Raw genomic sequence first — 18506 nt, forward strand, 5'->3', positions numbered from 1 at the left:
TGTTAACAATTTTGAAACAACAAACGGCAACCGATTTGTCTTTCGCACAATAACCTCACTGACTTCATGAGATTACCAGAAAAAAGCCGGCCGTCGGGCCGGCTTTTTCGCTTACATCACCAGGCGGCGAATGTCAGACAGCATGTTGTTGATGATGGTGATAAAGCGCGCACCATCCGCACCGTCAATTACACGGTGGTCGAAGGAGAGCGAAATCGGCATCATCAGACGCGGCATAAACTCTTTACCGTTCCACACTGGCTCCATAGAGGACTTGGAGACACCGAGGATAGCCACTTCCGGCGCGTTCACAATCGGCGCGAAGTGGGTAGTACCCAGGCCACCGATGCTGGAGATGGTGAAGCAACCGCCCTGCATTTCGCCAGCGGTCAGCTTGCCATCACGCGCTTTCTTGGAGATCACGGTCAGTTCACGAGACAGCTCGGTAATGCTCTTCTTGTTCACGTCTTTGAAGACCGGAACAACCAGACCATTCGGAGTATCAACCGCTACACCGATGTTGATGTATTTCTTCAGGGTCAGGCGCTGACCGTCTTCAGACAGGGAGCTGTTGAAGCGCGGCATCTGTTCCAGAGCTGCGGCAACGGCTTTCATGATGAAGACTACTGGGGTGAATTTCACGTCCAGTTTACGTTTTTCAGCTTCGGCGTTCTGCTGTTTACGGAACGCTTCCAGATCGGTGATATCGGTCTTATCGAAGTGAGTAACGTGCGGGATCATCACCCAGTTACGGCTCAGGTTAGCACCAGAGATTTTCTGGATACGGCCCAGTTCCACTTCTTCGATTTCACCAAACTTGCTGAAGTCCACTTTCGGCCAAGGCAGCATGCCCGGGATACCGCCACCTGCTGCTGCAACCGGAGCCGCTTCAGCACGCTTGATAGCATCTTTCACGTAAGCCTGAACGTCTTCACGCAGGATACGACCTTTACGGCCAGAACCTTTCACTTTTGCCAGGTTCACACCGAATTCGCGCGCCAGGCGACGAATCAGCGGCGTTGCATGAACGTAAGCGTCGTTTTCAGCAAACTCAGATTTGCCTTCCGCTTTTGCGGCCGGAGCTGCGGCTTGCGCAGGCGCTGGTGCAGCGGCCGGAGCCGGAGCAGCTGCTTGTGCAGGAGCGGCTGCAGGTGCTGCGCCTTCGACTTCGAAGACCATAATCAGAGAACCGGTTTTAACTTTGTCGCCGGTGCTGATTTTGATTTCTTTCACGGTACCCGCGAACGGTGCCGGAACTTCCATCGACGCTTTATCGCCTTCAACGGTGATCAGTGACTGCTCAGCGGCAATTTTATCGCCCACTTTAACCATCACTTCAGTGACTTCAACTTCGTCACCACCGATATCCGGTACGTTAACTTCTTTAGAGCCGGAAGCAGCCGGAGCCGCCGCTGCTGCTGGAGCAGCAGCCTGAGCCGGTGCAGCAGCAGGCGCTGCGCCCGCCACTTCGAAGACCATAATCAGGGAACCGGTAGACACTTTGTCACCCGTGTTGATTTTGATCTCTTTAACGGTACCGGCGAACGGCGCCGGAACTTCCATAGAGGCTTTGTCACCTTCAACGGTGATCAGAGACTGTTCAGCCGCAACGGTGTCGCCCACTTTAACCATGATCTCGGTAACTTCTACTTCGTCGCCGCCGATGTCAGGTACGTGTACGTCTTTCGCCGCAGAGGCAGCAGGTGCTGCTGCCGGAGCTGCTTCTTTCTTCTCTTCTGCCTGAGCAGGTGCAGCTGCTGCTGCACCGTCGGCGGAATCGAAAATCATGATCAGTTTGCCGGTCTCAGTTTTGTCGCCAACAGAGACTTTGATCTCTTTAACGATACCCGCCTGAGGGGACGGAACTTCCATAGAGGCTTTGTCGCCTTCTACGGTGATCAGCGACTGTTCAGCTTCAACTTTGTCGCCTACTTTGACCAGGATCTCGGTGATTTCAACTTCATCAGCCCCGATGTCCGGTACATTGATTTCGATAGCCATTATTCTTTTACCTCTTACGCCAGACGCGGGTTAACTTTATCTGCATCGATGTTGAATTTGATGATTGCGTCAGCAACCACTTTCTTATCGATTTCGCCACGTTTAGCCAGTTCGCCCAGGGCCGCTACAACCACGTAGGAAGCATCAACTTCGAAGTGGTGACGCAGGTTTTCACGGCTGTCAGAGCGACCGAAACCGTCAGTACCCAGTACGCGATAATCATCAGCCGGTACATAAGTACGAACCTGTTCGGCAAACAGTTTCATATAGTCAGTAGATGCTACTGCCGGAGCGTCGTTCATCACCTGAGCGATGTACGGAACGCGCGGAGTTTCCAGCGGGTGCAGCATGTTCCAGCGCTCACAATCCTGGCCATCACGCGCCAGTTCAGTGAAGGAGGTTACGCTGTAAACGTCAGAACCTACACCGTAGTCGTTCGCCAGGATCTGTGCTGCTTCACGCACGTGACGCAGGATAGAACCGGAGCCCAGTAGCTGAACTTTACCTTTCTTACCTTCGAGGGTTTCGAGTTTGTAGATACCTTTACGGATACCTTCCTCGGCACCTGCTGGCATTGCCGGCATGTGGTAGTTTTCGTTCAGCGTGGTGATGTAGTAGTAAACGTTCTCTTGTTTCTCACCGTACATACGCTCCAGACCATCGTGCATGATGACCGCAACTTCGTACGCGTAAGACGGATCGTAAGAGATACAGTTCGGGATAGTCAGAGACTGAATATGGCTGTGACCATCTTCGTGCTGCAGACCTTCACCGTTCAGCGTAGTACGACCAGAAGTACCCCCTACCAGGAAGCCGCGAGCCTGTTGGTCGCCTGCCTGCCAGCACAGGTCACCAATACGCTGGAACCCGAACATGGAGTAGTAGATGTAGAACGGGATCATCGGCAGATCGTTGGTGCTGTAAGAAGTCGCAGCAGCCAGCCAGGATGCGCCTGCACCCAGTTCGTTGATACCTTCCTGCAGGATCTGACCTTTCTCGTCTTCTTTATAGTAAGCAACCTGCTCACGGTCCTGCGGGGTGTACTGCTGACCGTTCGGGCTGTAGATACCAATCTGACGGAACAGACCTTCCATACCGAAAGTACGCGCTTCGTCAGCGATGATCGGAACCAGACGATCTTTGATCGACTTGTTCTTCAGCATCACGTTCAGGGCACGAACGAAAGCGATAGTGGTGGAGATTTCTTTGTTCTGTTCTTCCAGCAGCGCACCGAAGTCTTCCAGAGCTGGCAGTTCCAGCTTCTCGGTGAAGTTCGGCTGACGAGCTGGCAGGTAGCCATGCAGTTTCTGACGCTGAGCGTGCAGATAAGTGTGCTCTTCAGAACCTTCCGGGAAGGTGATGTAAGACAGGTTTTCAACCTGCTCATCGGTCACAGGAACGTTGAAGCGGTCGCGGATATAACGCACGCCGTCCATGTTCATTTTCTTAACCTGGTGAGCGATGTTTTTACCTTCAGCGGTGTCACCCATGCCGTAACCTTTGATGGTATGGGCCAGGATTACAGTTGCTCTGCCTTTGGTTTCCTGCGCTTTTTTCAGTGCAGCGTAGACTTTCTTCGGATCGTGACCACCACGGTTCAGAGCCCAAATCTGCTCGTCAGTCCAGTCAGCAACCAGTGCTGCGGTTTCCGGGTATTTACCGAAGAAGTGCTCACGTACGTATGCGCCATCTTTGGATTTGAAGGTCTGGTAGTCGCCGTCAACGGTTTCGTTCATCAGCTGGATCAGTTTACCGCTGGTGTCTTTACGCAGCAGCTCATCCCAACGACCGCCCCACATGACTTTGATAACGTTCCAGCCAGCGCCCGCGAAGATGCCTTCCAGTTCGTTAACAATCTTGCCGTTACCGGTTACCGGGCCGTCAAGACGCTGCAGGTTACAGTTGATAACAAAGACCAGGTTGTCCAGTTTTTCACGGGTCGCGATGGTGATCGCACCTTTAGATTCTGGCTCATCCATCTCGCCGTCGCCCAGGAAGGCGTAAACGGTCTGTTTAGAGGTATCTTTCAGGCCACGGTGTTCCAGATATTTCAGGAATTTAGCCTGGTAGATAGCACCGATTGGGCCCAGACCCATAGATACGGTCGGGAACTGCCAGAATTCTGGCATCAGTTTCGGGTGCGGGTAGGAAGACAGGCCTTTGCCATGTACTTCCTGACGGAAGTTGTTCATCTGCTCTTCAGTCAGACGACCTTCCAGGAATGCGCGTGCGTAGATGCCCGGAGAGATGTGACCCTGGAAGTACACCAGATCGCCGCCATCTTGCTCGTTGCGTGCGCGGAAGAAGTGGTTGAAGCAAACATCATATACCGTTGCGGAGGACTGGAAGGATGCCATGTGGCCACCCAGCTCGAGGTCCTTTTTAGACGCGCGCAGTACGGTCATGATGGCGTTCCAGCGGATAGCAGAACGAATACGACGTTCCAGCTCCAGATTGCCCGGGTATTCCGGTTCATCTTCAACGGCAATAGTGTTTACATAATTGCTGGCCCCTGCACCTGCCGCTACTTTCACGCCGCCTTTGCGGGCTTCTGAAAGCAGTTGGTCGATCAGATACTGAGCACGCTCAACACCTTCTTCGCGGATGACCGATTCGATCGCCTGTAGCCAGTCGCGAGTTTCGATCGGATCCACGTCATTTGGGAAACGTTCTGACATGGGGGTATTCCTTATCTATCTAATACGTTGAGTTATCTGGAACCTGTCCCATTACGTTCTCGCCAGAGAGCGTAATAAGACAGGTTCTGCGTTTAGTTGCCGCGCACTTTATATGGCGCTTGATTTACAACATCTTCTGGTTAACGTTCTACCAGAAAAATCACTAATTCTTTCGTTGCTCCAGACGGCGTAAGGCGCGTTCACGACGGCTTTCCTCACGGCTTCTGTCCAGCAGGATCTCTTCGATAAACGCCAGGTGACGGTGGGACGCTTCACGCGCCTCTTCCGGCTTCCCGGCAATAATTGCTTCAAAAATACGGGTACGGTGACTGCTAACCAGTGGCAGCATTTCACGACGCGCATACAGCAATTCGAAGTTTTGCCGAACGTTCTGGGCCAGCATCGGCTCCATACACCTTAGCAAATGGAGCAGCACCACATTGTGTGCCGCTTCGGTGACAGCAATTTGATACTGGAGTACCGCATCAGATTCGCCGTCAAGATCGCCGGACTGTTGAGCAAGCTCGATCGCATGGTGGAGTTCACGGATACGCGTTTTGTCTTCATCCGTGCTGCGCAGTGCAGCGTAATAAGCCGCAATACCTTCCAGCGCATGGCGCGTCTCAAGCAGGTCAAACTGGGATTCAGGATGGTCGGAGAGCAGCTCTACCAGTGGGTCGCTAAAGCTCTGCCACAGGCTGCTCTGAACAAAAGTGCCACCGCCCTGACGACGAAGCAGTAAGCCCTTCGCTTCAAGGCGTTGGATCGCCTCGCGTAAGGAGGGGCGGGAGACGTCGAACTGTTTTGCCAGCTCGCGTTCCGGTGGGAGTTTTTCTCCGGGGCGAAGTGTCCCCTCAAGAATTAAAAACTCCAGCTGCTGCTCAATCACATCGGAGAGTTTTGGTTGGCGGATTTTGCTGTAGGCCATGATTTCCTGTCTTAAGCCATTTGCCCGGAGTCAATTGGTCTTACCAATTTCATGTTCTTGACGCTAAAGTAACAAAGTATTCACCTTCTGTCCATACAGGTTTTGATTGAAATCAGTAAAGGAGGCATATTTTAACAACATTACAGAAATAACGTTTCAAACATGTAACTATGCACAAATGTTAAATTTACCCACCTCGTGGTAGTTTTAACGGAATTGAAACGAAAAATTATCTCATCTGAACCGATTCACCTGCTTATTTATCGATATATCAACCACTATTAATGAATAGAAATTCAAAATGGAAATTTTGTGGTAGATAAACTCGCATTTACAAATGGTTTCTTTTTATTCAAGTCGTCATCTTCCCCGCATAAAGCAGGTGCATTCGCGCTCGCATATCATTATTCTGATCAAGACAAAAGTATTAAGGCAACATTTTATCAAAAGCATCTGTAAACAAATTAATACAACAAACGGAATTGCAAACTTACACACGCATTGCTGCGTAGTTCAAAAAATAAGCACTCGAAATATGAAGAGTAAAACCACACACGAGGTTTCATGATGGAAAGTCAACAGCATGGCGATCAGCTCAAGCGCGGCCTTAAGAACCGCCATATACAGCTAATCGCGCTGGGTGGCGCGATTGGTACCGGGTTATTCCTCGGTAGCGCATCCGTTATCCAGTCTGCAGGACCGGGTATTATTCTGGGTTACGCTATTGCCGGCTTTATCGCCTTTTTGATTATGCGTCAGTTAGGTGAAATGGTGGTTGAAGAGCCCGTTGCAGGCTCATTTAGTCACTTTGCTTATAAATACTGGGGCGGTTTCGCGGGATTCTCTTCCGGCTGGAACTATTGGGTGCTGTACGTATTGGTTGCCATGGCTGAGCTAACTGCCGTGGGTAAATACATCCAGTTCTGGTACCCGGAGATCCCAACATGGGTGTCTGCGGCTGCCTTCTTTGTGCTGATCAACGCCATCAACCTGACCAACGTGAAAGTGTTTGGTGAGATGGAGTTCTGGTTCGCCATTATTAAAGTCATTGCCGTCGTAGCGATGATCCTGTTCGGCGGCTGGTTACTGTTTAGCGGTAACGGCGGCCCGCAGGCCAGCGTCAGCAACCTGTGGAGCCAGGGTGGCTTCCTGCCGCACGGCTTCACCGGACTGGTGATGATGATGGCTATTATTATGTTCTCTTTCGGTGGGCTGGAGCTGGTCGGGATCACCGCAGCAGAAGCGGATAACCCGGAGCAAAGCATTCCCAAAGCGACCAACCAGGTTATCTACCGTATCCTGATTTTCTATGTGGGTTCGCTGGCGGTTCTGCTTTCCCTGATGCCGTGGACGCGTGTCACGGCCGATACCAGCCCGTTTGTCCTTATTTTCCACGAGCTGGGAGACACCTTTGTTGCTAATGCCCTGAACATCGTAGTGCTGACTGCCGCCCTTTCTGTCTATAACAGCTGCGTATACTGCAACAGCCGTATGCTGTTCGGTCTGGCACAGCAGGGCAATGCACCGAAAGCGCTGATGAACGTCGACAAACGCGGTGTACCGGTGAACACCATTCTGGTTTCCGCACTGGTGACGGCTCTGTGTGTGCTGATCAACTACCTGGCACCGGAATCCGCCTTTGGCCTGCTGATGGCGCTGGTGGTTTCCGCACTGGTGATCAACTGGGCAATGATTAGCCTGGCACACATGAAGTTCCGCAAAGCCAAACAGCAGCAGGGTGTTACCACCCGCTTCCCGGCGCTGCTCTATCCGCTGGGTAACTGGGTGTGCCTGATTTTCATGGCTGCAGTACTGGTGATTATGCTGATGACGCCGGGTATGGCGATCTCGGTGTACTTAATCCCTGTATGGATTGCCATTCTTGGCATCGGCTACCTGTGTAAACAGAAAACGGCCGGCGCGGTTAAAGCGCATTAATCCCCCCTCCCCCCACCTGCGTCAGGTGGGGGTTGTTACCTGTCTCACACTTTCCCACTCACGACTGTTTAGTCCATATCAGCGGCGTTATCCTGCAACGCAAAAACACCGGTGCCGGACAATAATTCTCTCCATATCTCATTAATGGAGTGCAGTTGATGGAAACCAGTAAGCTCACGGTGAAAGAAAAGATCGGCTATGGAATGGGCGACGCCGGATGCAACATCATCTTTGGCGCCATCATGTTGTTTGTTAACTATTTTTACACAGACATTTTTGGTCTGGCACCTGCACTGGTCGGCGTATTACTGCTCTCAGTACGCGTTATCGACGCCGTTACCGACCCTATAATGGGCGCGATGGCCGACCGCACTCGTAGTAAATATGGTCGATTTCGTCCATGGCTTTTATGGATGGCTTTCCCGTACGCATTATTCAGCGTACTGATGTTTACCACTCCAGAGTGGACCTATAACAGCAAAGTTATCTATGCGTTCGTTACCTACTTCCTGCTATCTATTACTTATACAGCGATCAACATTCCCTACTGCTCGCTCGGCAGCGTTATCACCAACGATCCGAAGGAACGCGTCGCCTGCCAGTCATATCGCTTTGTGTTGGTAGGCATTGCAACCCTGCTGCTGTCCCTCACCTTGCTGCCAATGGCCGACTGGTTCGGCGGGGAAGACAAAGCCAAAGGGTATCAGATGGCGATGGCGGTTCTGGCTTTCATCGGCATGTGTATGTTCCTGTTTTGCTTCGCTACGGTCCGTGAACGCGTACGCCCTGCTGTCCAGACCAATGACGATTTAAAAGCCGATCTGAAAGACGTGTGGAAGAACGATCAGTGGGTAAAAATTCTGCTGTTAACATTGTGCAACGTCTGTCCTGGCTTTATTCGCATGGCTGCCACCATGTACTACGTGACATGGGTTATGCAGCAAAGCACGCAGTTCGCCACGCTGTTTATCAGTCTTGGTGTGGTCGGCATGATGATCGGCAGTATGCTGGCGAAGGTATTAACCGATCGCTGGTGCAAACTGAAAGTCTTCTTCTGGACCAATATTATCCTGGCGATTTTCTCTGCCGCGTTTTACTTCTTCGATCCGAAAGCCACCATGATGATTATGGTGCTCTACTTCCTGCTCAACATCCTGCACCAAATCCCTTCTCCGCTGCACTGGTCGCTGATGGCGGATGTCGATGACTATGGCGAGTGGAAAACCGGTAAACGCATCACCGGGATCAGCTTCTCCGGTAACCTGTTCTTCCTGAAACTGGGCCTGGCGATTGCCGGAGCGATGGTCGGCTTCCTGCTATCCTGGTACGGCTACGACGCAGGGGCGAAAGCGCAAAGCGACTCTGCCATTAACGGTATTATGCTGCTGTTTACCATCATACCGGGCGTAGGCTACCTGATTACCGCAGGCGTGGTTCGTCTGCTGAAAGTTGACCGCGAGTTTATGCAGCAAATCCAGACAGACTTAGAAAAGCGCCGCGCCAACTACCGTGAACTGAATGAATACCACGATATAAAAACGACTGAAACCGTAAGGAAAGCCTAATGAATCAGTGGCCAAATCCCTTTATTGAACAGCGTGCCGATCCGTTTATCTTACGTGACGGTAGCCACTATTATTTCATTGCTTCAGTACCCGAATATGACCGACTGGAGATACGCCGGGCCGACTCGCTGGAGGGGTTGCGCACCGCCGCCCCGGTTGTCGTCTGGCACAAACCAGAAAGCGGCCCCATGAGCCAACTCATCTGGGCACCCGAAATCCATCATCTGGCAGGCAAGTGGTACATCTATTTTGCTGCCACTCACACACAGTCGCTCGATAAGCTGGGGATGTTCCAGCATCGCATGTTTGCGCTCGAATGTGCCGACGCCGATCCGCTGACCGGGCAGTGGACGGAGAAAGGTCAGATTAAAACGCAGTTTGATACCTTTGCGCTTGATGCCACCACCTTTAACCATCAGGGGAAACAGTGGTACCTCTGGGCGCAGAAGTCGCCCGATATCGCCGGAAACTCCAATATCTATCTCGCTGAGCTGGAAAATCCATGGACGATTAAAGGCGAGCCGGTCATGCTAAGTCACCCTGAGTATGACTGGGAATGCCGGGGTTTTTGGGTCAATGAAGGTCCTGCCGTCATGGTTCACGGCGATAAGCTGTTTATCAGCTATTCCGCCAGCGCCACCGATGAGAACTACTGTATGGGATTATTGTGGATTGACCTCAACGCCGATCCGCTCAACCCGCAGAACTGGCACAAATCACCGCGCCCGGTCTTTACCACCAGTTATGAAAACCTCCAGTTTGGGCCAGGACACAACAGCTTTACACAAACGCCGGAAGGTGAAGATGTGCTGGTGTATCACGCGAGAAACTACACCGAAATCGAGGGCGATCCGCTGTACGACCCAAACCGCCACACTCGTCTGAAGCTCGTGCGTTGGGACGAAAACGGCATGCCAGATTTTGGCATCCCGCCTGCTGATACGAACTAAACCGCTGCACTGCCCGGTGGCGCTAACGCTTACCGGGCCTACACGTTTTTTCATTGTAGGCCGGATAAGCATTAGCGCCATCCGGCACAACGCTATACTAATGCCCCATAAATGGTGAGCACCGCAATAACCACCACCACCACAAACGAGGTTTTCTTCGCCAGCGAAACGGCGGCTTTTGGCGTTTCGACTTTATCGGTGTGCGGTTCACGCGCCAGCGAGAACTGCGCCAGACGCGTAAGCACCTGATATTGCGACGTGTGCAGATCCGCAAGCGAGGCAAGCCAGGCCGGCAGCGCCTTCTCGCCATGTCCCAACAGCGCATAGACCACGCCCGCCAGACGCACCGGGATCCAATCCAGCACATGCAGGATCGCATCAATACCTGATTGCAGACGCTGGTGCGGTGTCTGATAGCGCGCCAGCCAGGACTGCCAGGCACGTAAAAAAGCATAACCAACCAGCGTCACAGGTCCCCATGGACCACCGACAATCAGCCAAAATAACGGCGCCAGATAAAAGCGGAAGTTGTTCCATAACAGCGCGTTCTGCAGTTCGCGCAAGAATTCACGCTCATCGCAGTCCGGCGGAACCCCATGGATAAGCGTCAGCTCGCTGGCCATCGCATCACGGGCGTGAGCATCATCGCGAGCAGCCGCGTTCAGGTAAGCGTGATAGTGAAGGCGCGCCTTGCCAGCACCGATGCACAGCAAGCCAATTAAGATCCACGCCACCAGCAACGGAACATTAAACAACAGCCCATGAAGTGCGCGCAGTAGCAGAAATGTCACTCCCATCGCAATCAGAGTCATGCCTACCGTACGCATCATCGAAAAATGCTTAATCCGGCGGAAAAAAGCTTCAATCCGGTGATCAAGCTGCCAGTGCTCACCCAGCTTAAACAGGCGTTCAACAATCAACACCAATAATGTTGTAAACAGCGTCATGTCATCTCCTTGTGCGACGAGGGGGTGACCAGGGCGCGGAACCTTGCCCAGTCAAAGGACGGCCCGGGATCGGTCTTACGCTCGGGCGCAATATTGCAATGTCCTGTCATGTTGTTAGCAATGGCCGGATAACGCGTAATCAGAGTATTCGTCACGGCAGCCAGTTGCTGATACTGCGCATCGGTATAGGCCAGCGTATCCGTCCCTTCCAACTCAATACCAATTGAAAAATCATTACAGCGTTCTCGCCCTTGATAGCTCGACACACCCGCATGCCAGGCGCGTTTATCAAAAGGCACATATTGCACGATTTCACCGTCACGGCGAATCAAACAATGGGCTGAAACACGCAGATGGGCGATCCCAGCAAAATAAGGATGGGCGTTGGGATCAATCGTGCCTGTAAACAGCGCGTCTATCCACGGGCCGCCAAACTCGCCGGGCGGCAGGCTGATATTATGCACCACCAGCAGAGAAGGGTTTTCGTCATCCGGGCGGCAATCGTAATGCGGAGAGGGGACGCGTCGCGCCTCTGCCAGCCAGCCCTCGTCTAACAACATGCAGAATCTCCTTATTGGTGGTGCTCATATCAGGTTCAGGGTAGCATGTTTCCACCTTATGATTCGTTAGCAATTTGGAGTTTTATCATGCCGCCTCGCCGCTATAACCCTGACTACCGACGTGACGCGCTGTTGGAACGCATAAATCTGGATATCCCTGCCGCTGTAGCTCAGGCGCTGCGTGAAGATTTAGGCGGAGAAGTTGATGCCAATAACGATATCACCGCACAGCTTTTACCCGAAGACATGCGCTCCCATGCCACCGTAATCACCCGCGAAGATGGCGTTTTTTGTGGAAAACGTTGGGTGGAAGAGGTCTTTATTCAGCTGGCTGGCGATGATGTCAACATCACTTGGCATGTCGAAGATGGCGACAGCATAAAGGCCAATCAGCCGCTGTTTGAACTGGACGGCCCTTCCCGCGTTTTACTGACCGGTGAACGTACTGCGCTGAATTTTGTGCAGACGCTTTCAGGTGTAGCGAGTGAAGTGCGTAAATACGTCGACCTGTTAGCGGGAACCAAGACCCAACTGCTGGATACGCGCAAAACCCTGCCGGGACTGCGTACCGCGCTAAAATACGCCGTATTGTGCGGCGGCGGCGCGAATCATCGTTTGGGGCTGTCCGACGCCTTCCTGATTAAAGAAAACCACATTATTGCTTCCGGCTCGGTACGTCAGGCCGTCGAAAAAGCCTTCTGGTTGCACCCGGATGTGCCGGTTGAAGTCGAAGTAGAAAGCCTGGATGAACTGGACGACGCGCTGAAAGCCGGGGCCGATATCATCATGCTCGATAACTTCGAAACTGACCAAATGCGCGAAGCGGTAAAACGCACCAACGGCCAGGCGCGTCTGGAAGTGTCGGGCAACGTCACCCATGAAACGCTGCGCGAATTTGCCGAAACCGGTGTGGACTTTATCTCCGTTGGCGCGCTGACCAAACATGTTCGCGCACTCGATCTCTCCATGCGATTTTGCTAATTGCTGATTGTATTGCCCGATGACGCTTCGCTTATCGGGCCTACTACACAGGTTTATTCCGTAAGCCGAATACGGCATTTACACCACCACCCGGCAGTTTCTTCGAGTCTCTTCGCAAGTACATTGTCTGACTCTGTAATTTCGTAAAAATCCTCTGAACCCGCTTTCCCGTTTTGTTTTTTGTCTCTCGCCGTCCTCCCGTCGGTTTGCCAAAGTAGCGCCAGCAAACTCAAGGAGCGAACGATGAACAAGCAACGAGGCTTTACGCTTATCGAACTCATGGTGGTGATTGGCATTATTGCCATCCTTAGCGCCATCGGCATTCCGGCATATCAAAACTATCTGCGCAAAGCCGCGCTGACGGACATGCTGCAAACATTTGTCCCCTATCGCACGGCGGTTGAGCTCTGTGCACTGGAGCATGGCGGAACAAATACCTGCGATGCCGGAACGAATGGTATTCCCTCTCCAACAACTACCCGTTACGTCTCAGCCATGAGCGTTGAAAAGGGAGTTGTCAGCCTTAGTGGGCAGGAAAGCCTGAACGGGCTAAGCATCACCATGACGCCTGGTTGGGACAATGCCAACGGCATTACCGGCTGGAACCGAAACTGCGTCATCCAGAACGACAGCGCATTGCAGCAGGCCTGTGAAGACGTTTTCCGCTTCGATACCCACTAAGGAACAGAGATGAACACCACCCAACTTACGGCACTATGCCAACGTTATCAGGCAATATTACTGGATGCAGACAATGAAGTGGTGCATATCGCCGTCGTAGACGCCCCATCACACGAGCTGCTGGATGCGCTGCATTTTGCCACCACCCGACACATCGACATTGTCTGCTGGACACGTCAGCAAATGGAAGGCCACACGCATACACCGCAGAAAATGCTCCCGGCAGTAGTCACGAAAAGCAGCGCCAGCGCGGCAGACTTGCTGAATCAGACGTTTCATTCCGCTCTGACGCAACGGGCTTCTGATATTCATTTTGAACCCGAGGAAAATCACTATCGAATCAGATTACGCGTAGATGGCGTGCTTCACGCTTTACCGGAAGTCACGACCGAGATGGGCATTGCCATCACCGCAAGGTTAAAAGTATTAGGCAGCCTAGATATTGCCGAGCATCGGCTTCCACAAGACGGACAATTTACCGTTGAGATTTCAGGAGAGCCGGTCTCGTTTCGCATCGCCACCCTGCCCTGTCGCTACGGCGAAAAAGTCGTGTTACGGCTACTTCATCAAGTCGATCAGTCACTGGAGATCACGGCGCTGGGAATGCAAGACGCGCAGCTGGCCGCATTTTCGCAAGCCTTGCAGCAGCCTCAGGGGCTGATTCTGGTGACCGGACCTACCGGAAGCGGCAAAACGGTCACGCTGTACAGTGCGCTGCAAACCCGAAACACCCCGGATGTGAATCTTTGTAGCGTGGAAGATCCGGTAGAGCTCCCGATCGCAGGTCTCAACCAGACGCAAATTCACCCACGCGCCGGCCTGACTTTTCAGGGAGTCTTACGTGCTCTGCTGCGCCAGGATCCCGACATTATCATGGTGGGTGAAATCCGCGATGGCGAAACGGCCGAAATAGCCCTTAAAGCAGCGCAAACCGGCCATCTGGTTCTTTCTACGCTGCATACCAATTCCACCAGTGAAACGCTGGTGCGCCTGCAACAAATGGGTGTCGCACGCTGGATGATCGCCTCCGCGCTGACGCTCGTTATTGCACAGCGGTTGGTCAGAAAGTTGTGCCCCCATTGCCGACAACGTCAGAGTACGCCTATCACGCTCCCGAAATCTGTCTGGCCTACACCACTACCGAATTGGCAGGCCCCTGGCTGCAAACATTGTTATCACGGATTTTATGGCCGTACGGCATTGTTTGAAGTCCTCCCGGTTACTCCGGTATTACGTCAGAGTATTGCCAGTGGCACATCCGTAGACGAAGTGGAATCTGATGCTCAGCAATCAGGAATGAGAACGCTTTTCGAGAATGGCTGTCAGGCCGTCGAGCAAGGGTTAACGACATTTGAAGAGCTGATTCGTGTACTGGGCATGCCCCATGTCCGCTAAACAGCTTTGGCGCTGGCAAGGCATTAACAACGAAGGTAAATCTCTGGAAGGAACGCTATGGGCCGATACCCGACCGTCATTGATGCTGACTCTTGAGGAACAACAGATTACGCCGCTGCGCATTAAACGTATGCGTGTCAAAATCTCACACTGGAGCCGTACAAGAAGTGCCGAAACCATACACCAGTTGGCGACATTGCTAAAGGCAGGGTTAACGCTCTCAACAGGGCTAGCTCTGCTTGCTGAACAGCATCCCAGCAGTCAATGGCAGGCGCTACTGCGTACGCTGGCTTACGATATGGAACAGGGCATAACCCTCTCCGCCTCGTTATCACAATGGCAACACGTTTTTCCGCCCCTTTACCTGGCAATGATCCGTACCGGAGAACTTACGGGTAAGCTGGACGACTGCTGTTTTGAACTCGCCTACCAGCAAAAGAAACAACAGCAACTTGCTGATAAAGTTAAAAAGGCCCTGCGCTATCCGATCATCATCATAACAATGGCGGTGATGGTCGTATTTGCGATGCTGCAGTTTGTACTCCCTGAGTTTGCCGCTATCTACCAGACGTTCAACACCCCGCTACCGGCGCTCACTCAGTGGATTATTACCATCGCACACTGTAGCAGCCAATGGGGATGGCTGGCGGTAGCGCTTGGCCTGGTAGCAGTTGCCACACATCATTTGATAAAGCAGAAACCGTACTGGCTCATTCTGCGCCAGAAATTGCTGCTCAGCCTCCCGGTCATAGGGCCGATGGTGAGAGGGCAAAAACTCACGCAGATCTTCACTGTTCTGGCGTTAACGCAAAATGCAGGCATTCCCTTTTTGCAGGGGCTTGAGAGCGTTACCGAAACGCTGGCTAACCCTTTCTGGTCTCAACGTTTAGCACTGGTTCAGCAGGACATCAGCTCTGGAAAACCGATCTGGTTAGCGCTTAAAAATAGTGGTGAATTCAGCCCATTGTGTATACAGCTGGTCAGAACTGGTGAAGCTTCCGGCTCGCTGGATGCAATGCTGCGCAATCTTGCTCATCACCATGGCGAGAAAACCCTGGCTCAGGCTGAGAATTTGGCTGCATTACTTGAGCCTGCGTTGCTGGTCATTACGGGGCTTATCATCGGTACACTGGTCGTCGCGATGTATTTACCGATTTTCCATTTGGGAGATGCGATGAGCGGGGTGGGATAGATTCAAATGCCTGATGACGGCGTAACGCCATCAGGCATTTCACAGAACTAGCTGTTCTTACAGGCTATTGAAAACACGGTTTTCTTGTTCCTGTACACGAATAAACGTTGTACGTTTGGTCAGCTCTTTCAGACGGGATGCGCCCACATAGGTACAAGCAGAACGCAAACCGCCGAGGATATCGCGAGCGGTATTATCAACCGGGCCGCGCAGTGGCAGCTTGACGGTTTTACCTTCTGCAGCGCGGTACTGTGCAACACCACCTACGTGACGCGTCATGGCAGATTCAGAGCTCATACCGTAGAACAGCATGAATTTCTCACCGTTCTCTTCAACAATTTTGCCGCCACTTTCTTCATGACCAGCCAGCATGCCGCCGAGCATCACGAAGTCTGCGCCGCCACCGAACGCTTTTGCCACATCACCCGGCATTGTGCAGCCGCCGTCGCTGACAATCATGCCACCCAGACCGTGGGCTGCATCGGCGCATTCAATAACCGCAGAAAGCTGTGGATAGCCAACGCCGGTTTTTACACGCGTGGTACATACAGAACCTGGGCCAATGCCAACTTTGACAATATCAGCACCGGAGAGCACCAGCTCTTCGCACATTTCACCGGTGACCACATTGCCCGCACAGATCGTTTTTGTCGGCCATGCTTCACGCGCTTTCGACACGAACTGAACAAAATGCTCTGAGTAGCCATTAGCCACATCAATGCAGATAAAGTTCAACGCGGGGTTGAGCGCCAGAATCTGTTTAGTTTTTTCGAAATCTGCATCAGACGTACCGGTTGAAACCATTACGTGTTTAAGCACATCGGCAGAGCTCTCTGCGATGAAGGCGGCCCAGTCTTCAACAGAATAGTGTTTGTGCACAGCGGTCAGGATGTCGAAGGATGCCAGTGCCGTTGCCATGGCAAACGTCCCGACAGTGTCCATGTTCGCGGCAATAATAGGTACGCCGGACCAGGTCTGACCTGAATGCTTAAAGGTAAATTGACGTTCCAGTTCAACATCGGAACGGCTTTTGAGAGTAGAACGCTTAGGGCGGATAAGAACGTCTTTGAAACCTAACTTCAGATCTTCTTCGATACGCATGTGCGGATTCCTGGGGTTAATGGCGAAAAATCGAAACTCACAACTCCAGTGACGCTATCATACGCACTAATCAATGCCGCGCAAGACTGCGAAATTCTCTTTTTTTACGCTACAATCCCATAAATTTACCTGGCGAATAGTAGGTTAATCCTGCAGCAGCCTCGCCTTCGCACGCATAACTTTTAACTGTTTGATAATCAAACTTAAACTCCAGGATCGGCATCTATGAGGTATACGGTAGCCTTAACCGGCGGCATTGGCAGTGGTAAAAGCACCGTTGCAAATGCGTTCGCTGACCTCGGAATAAACGTCATTGATGCAGATATTATTGCGCGCCAGGTGGTTGAACCCGGCACACCTGCTCTTAAGGCGATCGAAGAACATTTTGGTTCCGACGTTATAGCCGCAGACGGATCGTTGCAGCGACGCATTTTACGCGAACGCATTTTTTCCAATCCTGAGGAGAAAAGCTGGCTGAATGCTCTGCTTCATCCGCTTATTCAGCAGGAAACCCAGCGTCAGTTTCAGCAAGCAACCTCTCCTTATTTGCTATGGGTTGTCCCTTTGCTGGTGGAAAATTCGCTGTATAAAAAAGCCGACCGCGTACTCGTGGTGGATGTCACCCCCGAAACCCAGCTCAGACGCACCATGCAGCGTGATGACGTCACGCGTGAGCATGTTGAACAAATTCTTGCTGCCCAGGCAACGCGTGAAGCGCGGCTGGCCGTGGCAGACGATGTTATTGATAATAATGGCGCACCGGAAGCCATCGCCTCGGATGTCGCCCGCCTGCACGCGCTCTATTTGCAATGCGCGTCGCAGTTTGTCTCACAGGAAAAACCGTAATGCACACCCAGGTCCTTTTTGAACACCCTCTCAATGAGAAGATGCGTACATGGCTGCGCATTGAGTTTTTAATCCAACAGCTCTCCGTTAATTTGCCCATTGCTGACCATGCCGGCGCTCTGCATTTTTTCCGCAATATCGGAGATTTACTGGATGTATTTGAACGCGGCGAAGTCCGTACCGAACTCCTCAAAGAACTGGAGCGACAGCAGCGTAAACTCCAGGCCTGGGTCGAAGTTCCCGGCGTCGATCAAAGCAGAATCGACTCTTTGCGTCAGCAGCTAAAAAGTGCAGGTAGCATTCTGATTTCTGCCCCGCGTATTGGACAGACGCTGCGCGAAGATCGTCTGATTGGTCTCGTACGTCAGCGTTTAAGTATTCCTGGCGGGTGCTGCAGTTTCGATCTGCCGACCCTGCATATCTGGTTACACCTGGCACAGTCGCATCGTGACGCGCAGGTTGAAACCTGGCTTGCCAGCCTGAATCCGCTCAATCAGGCGCTGTCGCTGGTACTGGATTTAATTCGCAACTCAGCGCCGTTTCGTAAGCAAACCAGCCTGAATGGTTTTTATCAGGACAACGGCGAAGATGCAGATCTGCTGCGCTTACAGCTGCCGCTTGATTCGCTGCTTTATCCGCAAATTTCTGGTCATAAGAGCCGTTTTGCCATCCGCTTTATGCCGCTGGATAGCGAGAATGGTCAGGTGCCTGAGCGCCTCGATTTTGAACTGGCGTGCTGTTAA

General features: G+C 52.3%; 15 protein-coding genes. 9 read left to right on the top strand and 6 right to left on the bottom strand.

What is annotated here, in order from left to right:
* Window positions 1-111 precede the first annotated feature (111 nt).
* The 3 genes from aceF to pdhR all read right to left on the bottom strand — a co-directional run bounded on the left by aceF (window position 112) and on the right by pdhR (window position 5607).
* A complete protein-coding gene (gene aceF, locus JQN59_RS19050; RefSeq protein WP_149607622.1) occupies window positions 112-2001 on the bottom strand; it encodes a pyruvate dehydrogenase complex dihydrolipoyllysine-residue acetyltransferase in 1890 nt (629 codons plus the stop codon).
* 14 nt (window positions 2002-2015) lie between these two features.
* Window positions 2016-4679, bottom strand: coding sequence for a pyruvate dehydrogenase (acetyl-transferring), homodimeric type (gene aceE, locus JQN59_RS19055; protein ID WP_136391520.1), 2664 nt, complete (start codon window positions 4677-4679; stop codon window positions 2016-2018).
* 163 nt (window positions 4680-4842) lie between these two features.
* Window positions 4843-5607, bottom strand: a complete 765-nt coding sequence (pdhR, locus tag JQN59_RS19060; protein ID WP_003018699.1) for a pyruvate dehydrogenase complex transcriptional repressor PdhR — start codon at window positions 5605-5607, stop codon at window positions 4843-4845.
* A gap of 564 nt (window positions 5608-6171) precedes the next feature.
* Here pdhR and aroP point away from each other — a divergent pair.
* The 3 genes from aroP to JQN59_RS19075 all read left to right on the top strand — a co-directional run bounded on the left by aroP (window position 6172) and on the right by JQN59_RS19075 (window position 10060).
* On the top strand, window positions 6172-7545 hold the full coding sequence (aroP, locus tag JQN59_RS19065) for an aromatic amino acid transporter AroP (RefSeq protein ID WP_103014383.1): 1374 nt from the start codon (window positions 6172-6174) through the stop codon (window positions 7543-7545).
* A gap of 158 nt (window positions 7546-7703) precedes the next feature.
* Entirely contained in the window at window positions 7704-9110 is a 1407-nt protein-coding gene (locus JQN59_RS19070; RefSeq protein WP_003829494.1) for a glycoside-pentoside-hexuronide (GPH):cation symporter, read from the top strand.
* Window positions 9110-10060, top strand: coding sequence for a glycoside hydrolase family 43 protein (locus JQN59_RS19075; RefSeq protein ID WP_149607621.1), 951 nt, complete (start codon window positions 9110-9112; stop codon window positions 10058-10060). The genes JQN59_RS19070 and JQN59_RS19075 overlap by 1 nt, the downstream gene beginning before the upstream one ends.
* A 92-nt stretch (window positions 10061-10152) precedes the next feature.
* On the opposite strand, the gene ampE is transcribed toward JQN59_RS19075, so the two are convergent.
* Together ampE and ampD are read right to left on the bottom strand one after the other, a co-directional pair.
* Window positions 10153-11007: a beta-lactamase regulator AmpE gene (ampE, locus tag JQN59_RS19080; protein ID WP_032942372.1), complete on the bottom strand. Its 855-nt coding sequence runs from the start codon at window positions 11005-11007 to the stop codon at window positions 10153-10155.
* Window positions 11004-11567, bottom strand: coding sequence for a 1,6-anhydro-N-acetylmuramyl-L-alanine amidase AmpD (gene ampD, locus JQN59_RS19085; RefSeq protein ID WP_008786207.1), 564 nt, complete (start codon window positions 11565-11567; stop codon window positions 11004-11006). The genes ampE and ampD overlap by 4 nt, the downstream gene beginning before the upstream one ends.
* An 87-nt stretch (window positions 11568-11654) precedes the next feature.
* Between ampD and nadC the strand changes: the two genes are divergently transcribed.
* From nadC to hofC, 4 genes are all read left to right on the top strand, one after another.
* Complete coding sequence (gene nadC / locus JQN59_RS19090) at window positions 11655-12548, top strand: carboxylating nicotinate-nucleotide diphosphorylase (RefSeq protein ID WP_149607620.1); 894 nt, start codon at window positions 11655-11657, stop codon at window positions 12546-12548.
* A gap of 243 nt (window positions 12549-12791) precedes the next feature.
* Complete coding sequence (ppdD, locus tag JQN59_RS19095; RefSeq protein ID WP_032942370.1) at window positions 12792-13229, top strand: prepilin peptidase-dependent pilin; 438 nt, start codon at window positions 12792-12794, stop codon at window positions 13227-13229.
* Window positions 13230-13238: 9 nt separating this feature from the next.
* A complete protein-coding gene (gene gspE / locus JQN59_RS19100) occupies window positions 13239-14624 on the top strand; it encodes a type II secretion system protein GspE (RefSeq protein WP_149607619.1) in 1386 nt (461 codons plus the stop codon).
* Window positions 14614-15816, top strand: coding sequence for a protein transport protein HofC (gene hofC / locus JQN59_RS19105; protein WP_149607618.1), 1203 nt, complete (start codon window positions 14614-14616; stop codon window positions 15814-15816). Before gspE ends, hofC begins: the two co-directional genes overlap by 11 nt.
* Before the next feature lie 57 nt (window positions 15817-15873).
* Here hofC and JQN59_RS19110 read toward each other — a convergent pair whose 3' ends face one another.
* A complete protein-coding gene (locus JQN59_RS19110) occupies window positions 15874-16917 on the bottom strand; it encodes a GMP reductase (RefSeq protein WP_003829510.1) in 1044 nt (347 codons plus the stop codon).
* A 225-nt stretch (window positions 16918-17142) separates the two neighbouring features.
* Between JQN59_RS19110 and coaE the strand changes: the two genes are divergently transcribed.
* Window positions 17143-17763: a dephospho-CoA kinase gene (gene coaE, locus JQN59_RS19115; protein WP_003829511.1), complete on the top strand. Its 621-nt coding sequence runs from the start codon at window positions 17143-17145 to the stop codon at window positions 17761-17763.
* Entirely contained in the window at window positions 17763-18506 is a 744-nt protein-coding gene (gene zapD / locus JQN59_RS19120) for a cell division protein ZapD (protein WP_003829513.1), read from the top strand. The genes coaE and zapD overlap by 1 nt, the downstream gene beginning before the upstream one ends.

This window comes from Citrobacter sp. B72 (assembly GCF_016894305.1).
Taxonomy (GTDB): Bacteria; Pseudomonadota; Gammaproteobacteria; order Enterobacterales; family Enterobacteriaceae; genus Citrobacter; species Citrobacter portucalensis.

Excerpts from the sequence above, each read along its gene's own strand:
- aceF (WP_149607622.1), bottom strand. The coding sequence starts at position 2,001 with ATGGCTATCGAAATCAATGTACCGGACATCGGGGCTGATGAAGTTGAA.
- aceE (WP_136391520.1), bottom strand. The coding sequence starts at position 4,679 with ATGTCAGAACGTTTCCCAAATGACGTGGATCCGATCGAAACTCGCGAC.
- pdhR (WP_003018699.1), bottom strand. The coding sequence starts at position 5,607 with ATGGCCTACAGCAAAATCCGCCAACCAAAACTCTCCGATGTGATTGAG.
- aroP (WP_103014383.1), top strand. The coding sequence starts at position 6,172 with ATGATGGAAAGTCAACAGCATGGCGATCAGCTCAAGCGCGGCCTTAAG.
- JQN59_RS19070 (WP_003829494.1), top strand. The coding sequence starts at position 7,704 with ATGGAAACCAGTAAGCTCACGGTGAAAGAAAAGATCGGCTATGGAATG.
- JQN59_RS19075 (WP_149607621.1), top strand. The coding sequence starts at position 9,110 with ATGAATCAGTGGCCAAATCCCTTTATTGAACAGCGTGCCGATCCGTTT.
- ampE (WP_032942372.1), bottom strand. The coding sequence starts at position 11,007 with ATGACGCTGTTTACAACATTATTGGTGTTGATTGTTGAACGCCTGTTT.
- ampD (WP_008786207.1), bottom strand. The coding sequence starts at position 11,567 with ATGTTGTTAGACGAGGGCTGGCTGGCAGAGGCGCGACGCGTCCCCTCT.
- nadC (WP_149607620.1), top strand. The coding sequence starts at position 11,655 with ATGCCGCCTCGCCGCTATAACCCTGACTACCGACGTGACGCGCTGTTG.
- ppdD (WP_032942370.1), top strand. The coding sequence starts at position 12,792 with ATGAACAAGCAACGAGGCTTTACGCTTATCGAACTCATGGTGGTGATT.
- gspE (WP_149607619.1), top strand. The coding sequence starts at position 13,239 with ATGAACACCACCCAACTTACGGCACTATGCCAACGTTATCAGGCAATA.
- hofC (WP_149607618.1), top strand. The coding sequence starts at position 14,614 with ATGTCCGCTAAACAGCTTTGGCGCTGGCAAGGCATTAACAACGAAGGT.
- JQN59_RS19110 (WP_003829510.1), bottom strand. The coding sequence starts at position 16,917 with ATGCGTATCGAAGAAGATCTGAAGTTAGGTTTCAAAGACGTTCTTATC.
- coaE (WP_003829511.1), top strand. The coding sequence starts at position 17,143 with ATGAGGTATACGGTAGCCTTAACCGGCGGCATTGGCAGTGGTAAAAGC.
- zapD (WP_003829513.1), top strand. The coding sequence starts at position 17,763 with ATGCACACCCAGGTCCTTTTTGAACACCCTCTCAATGAGAAGATGCGT.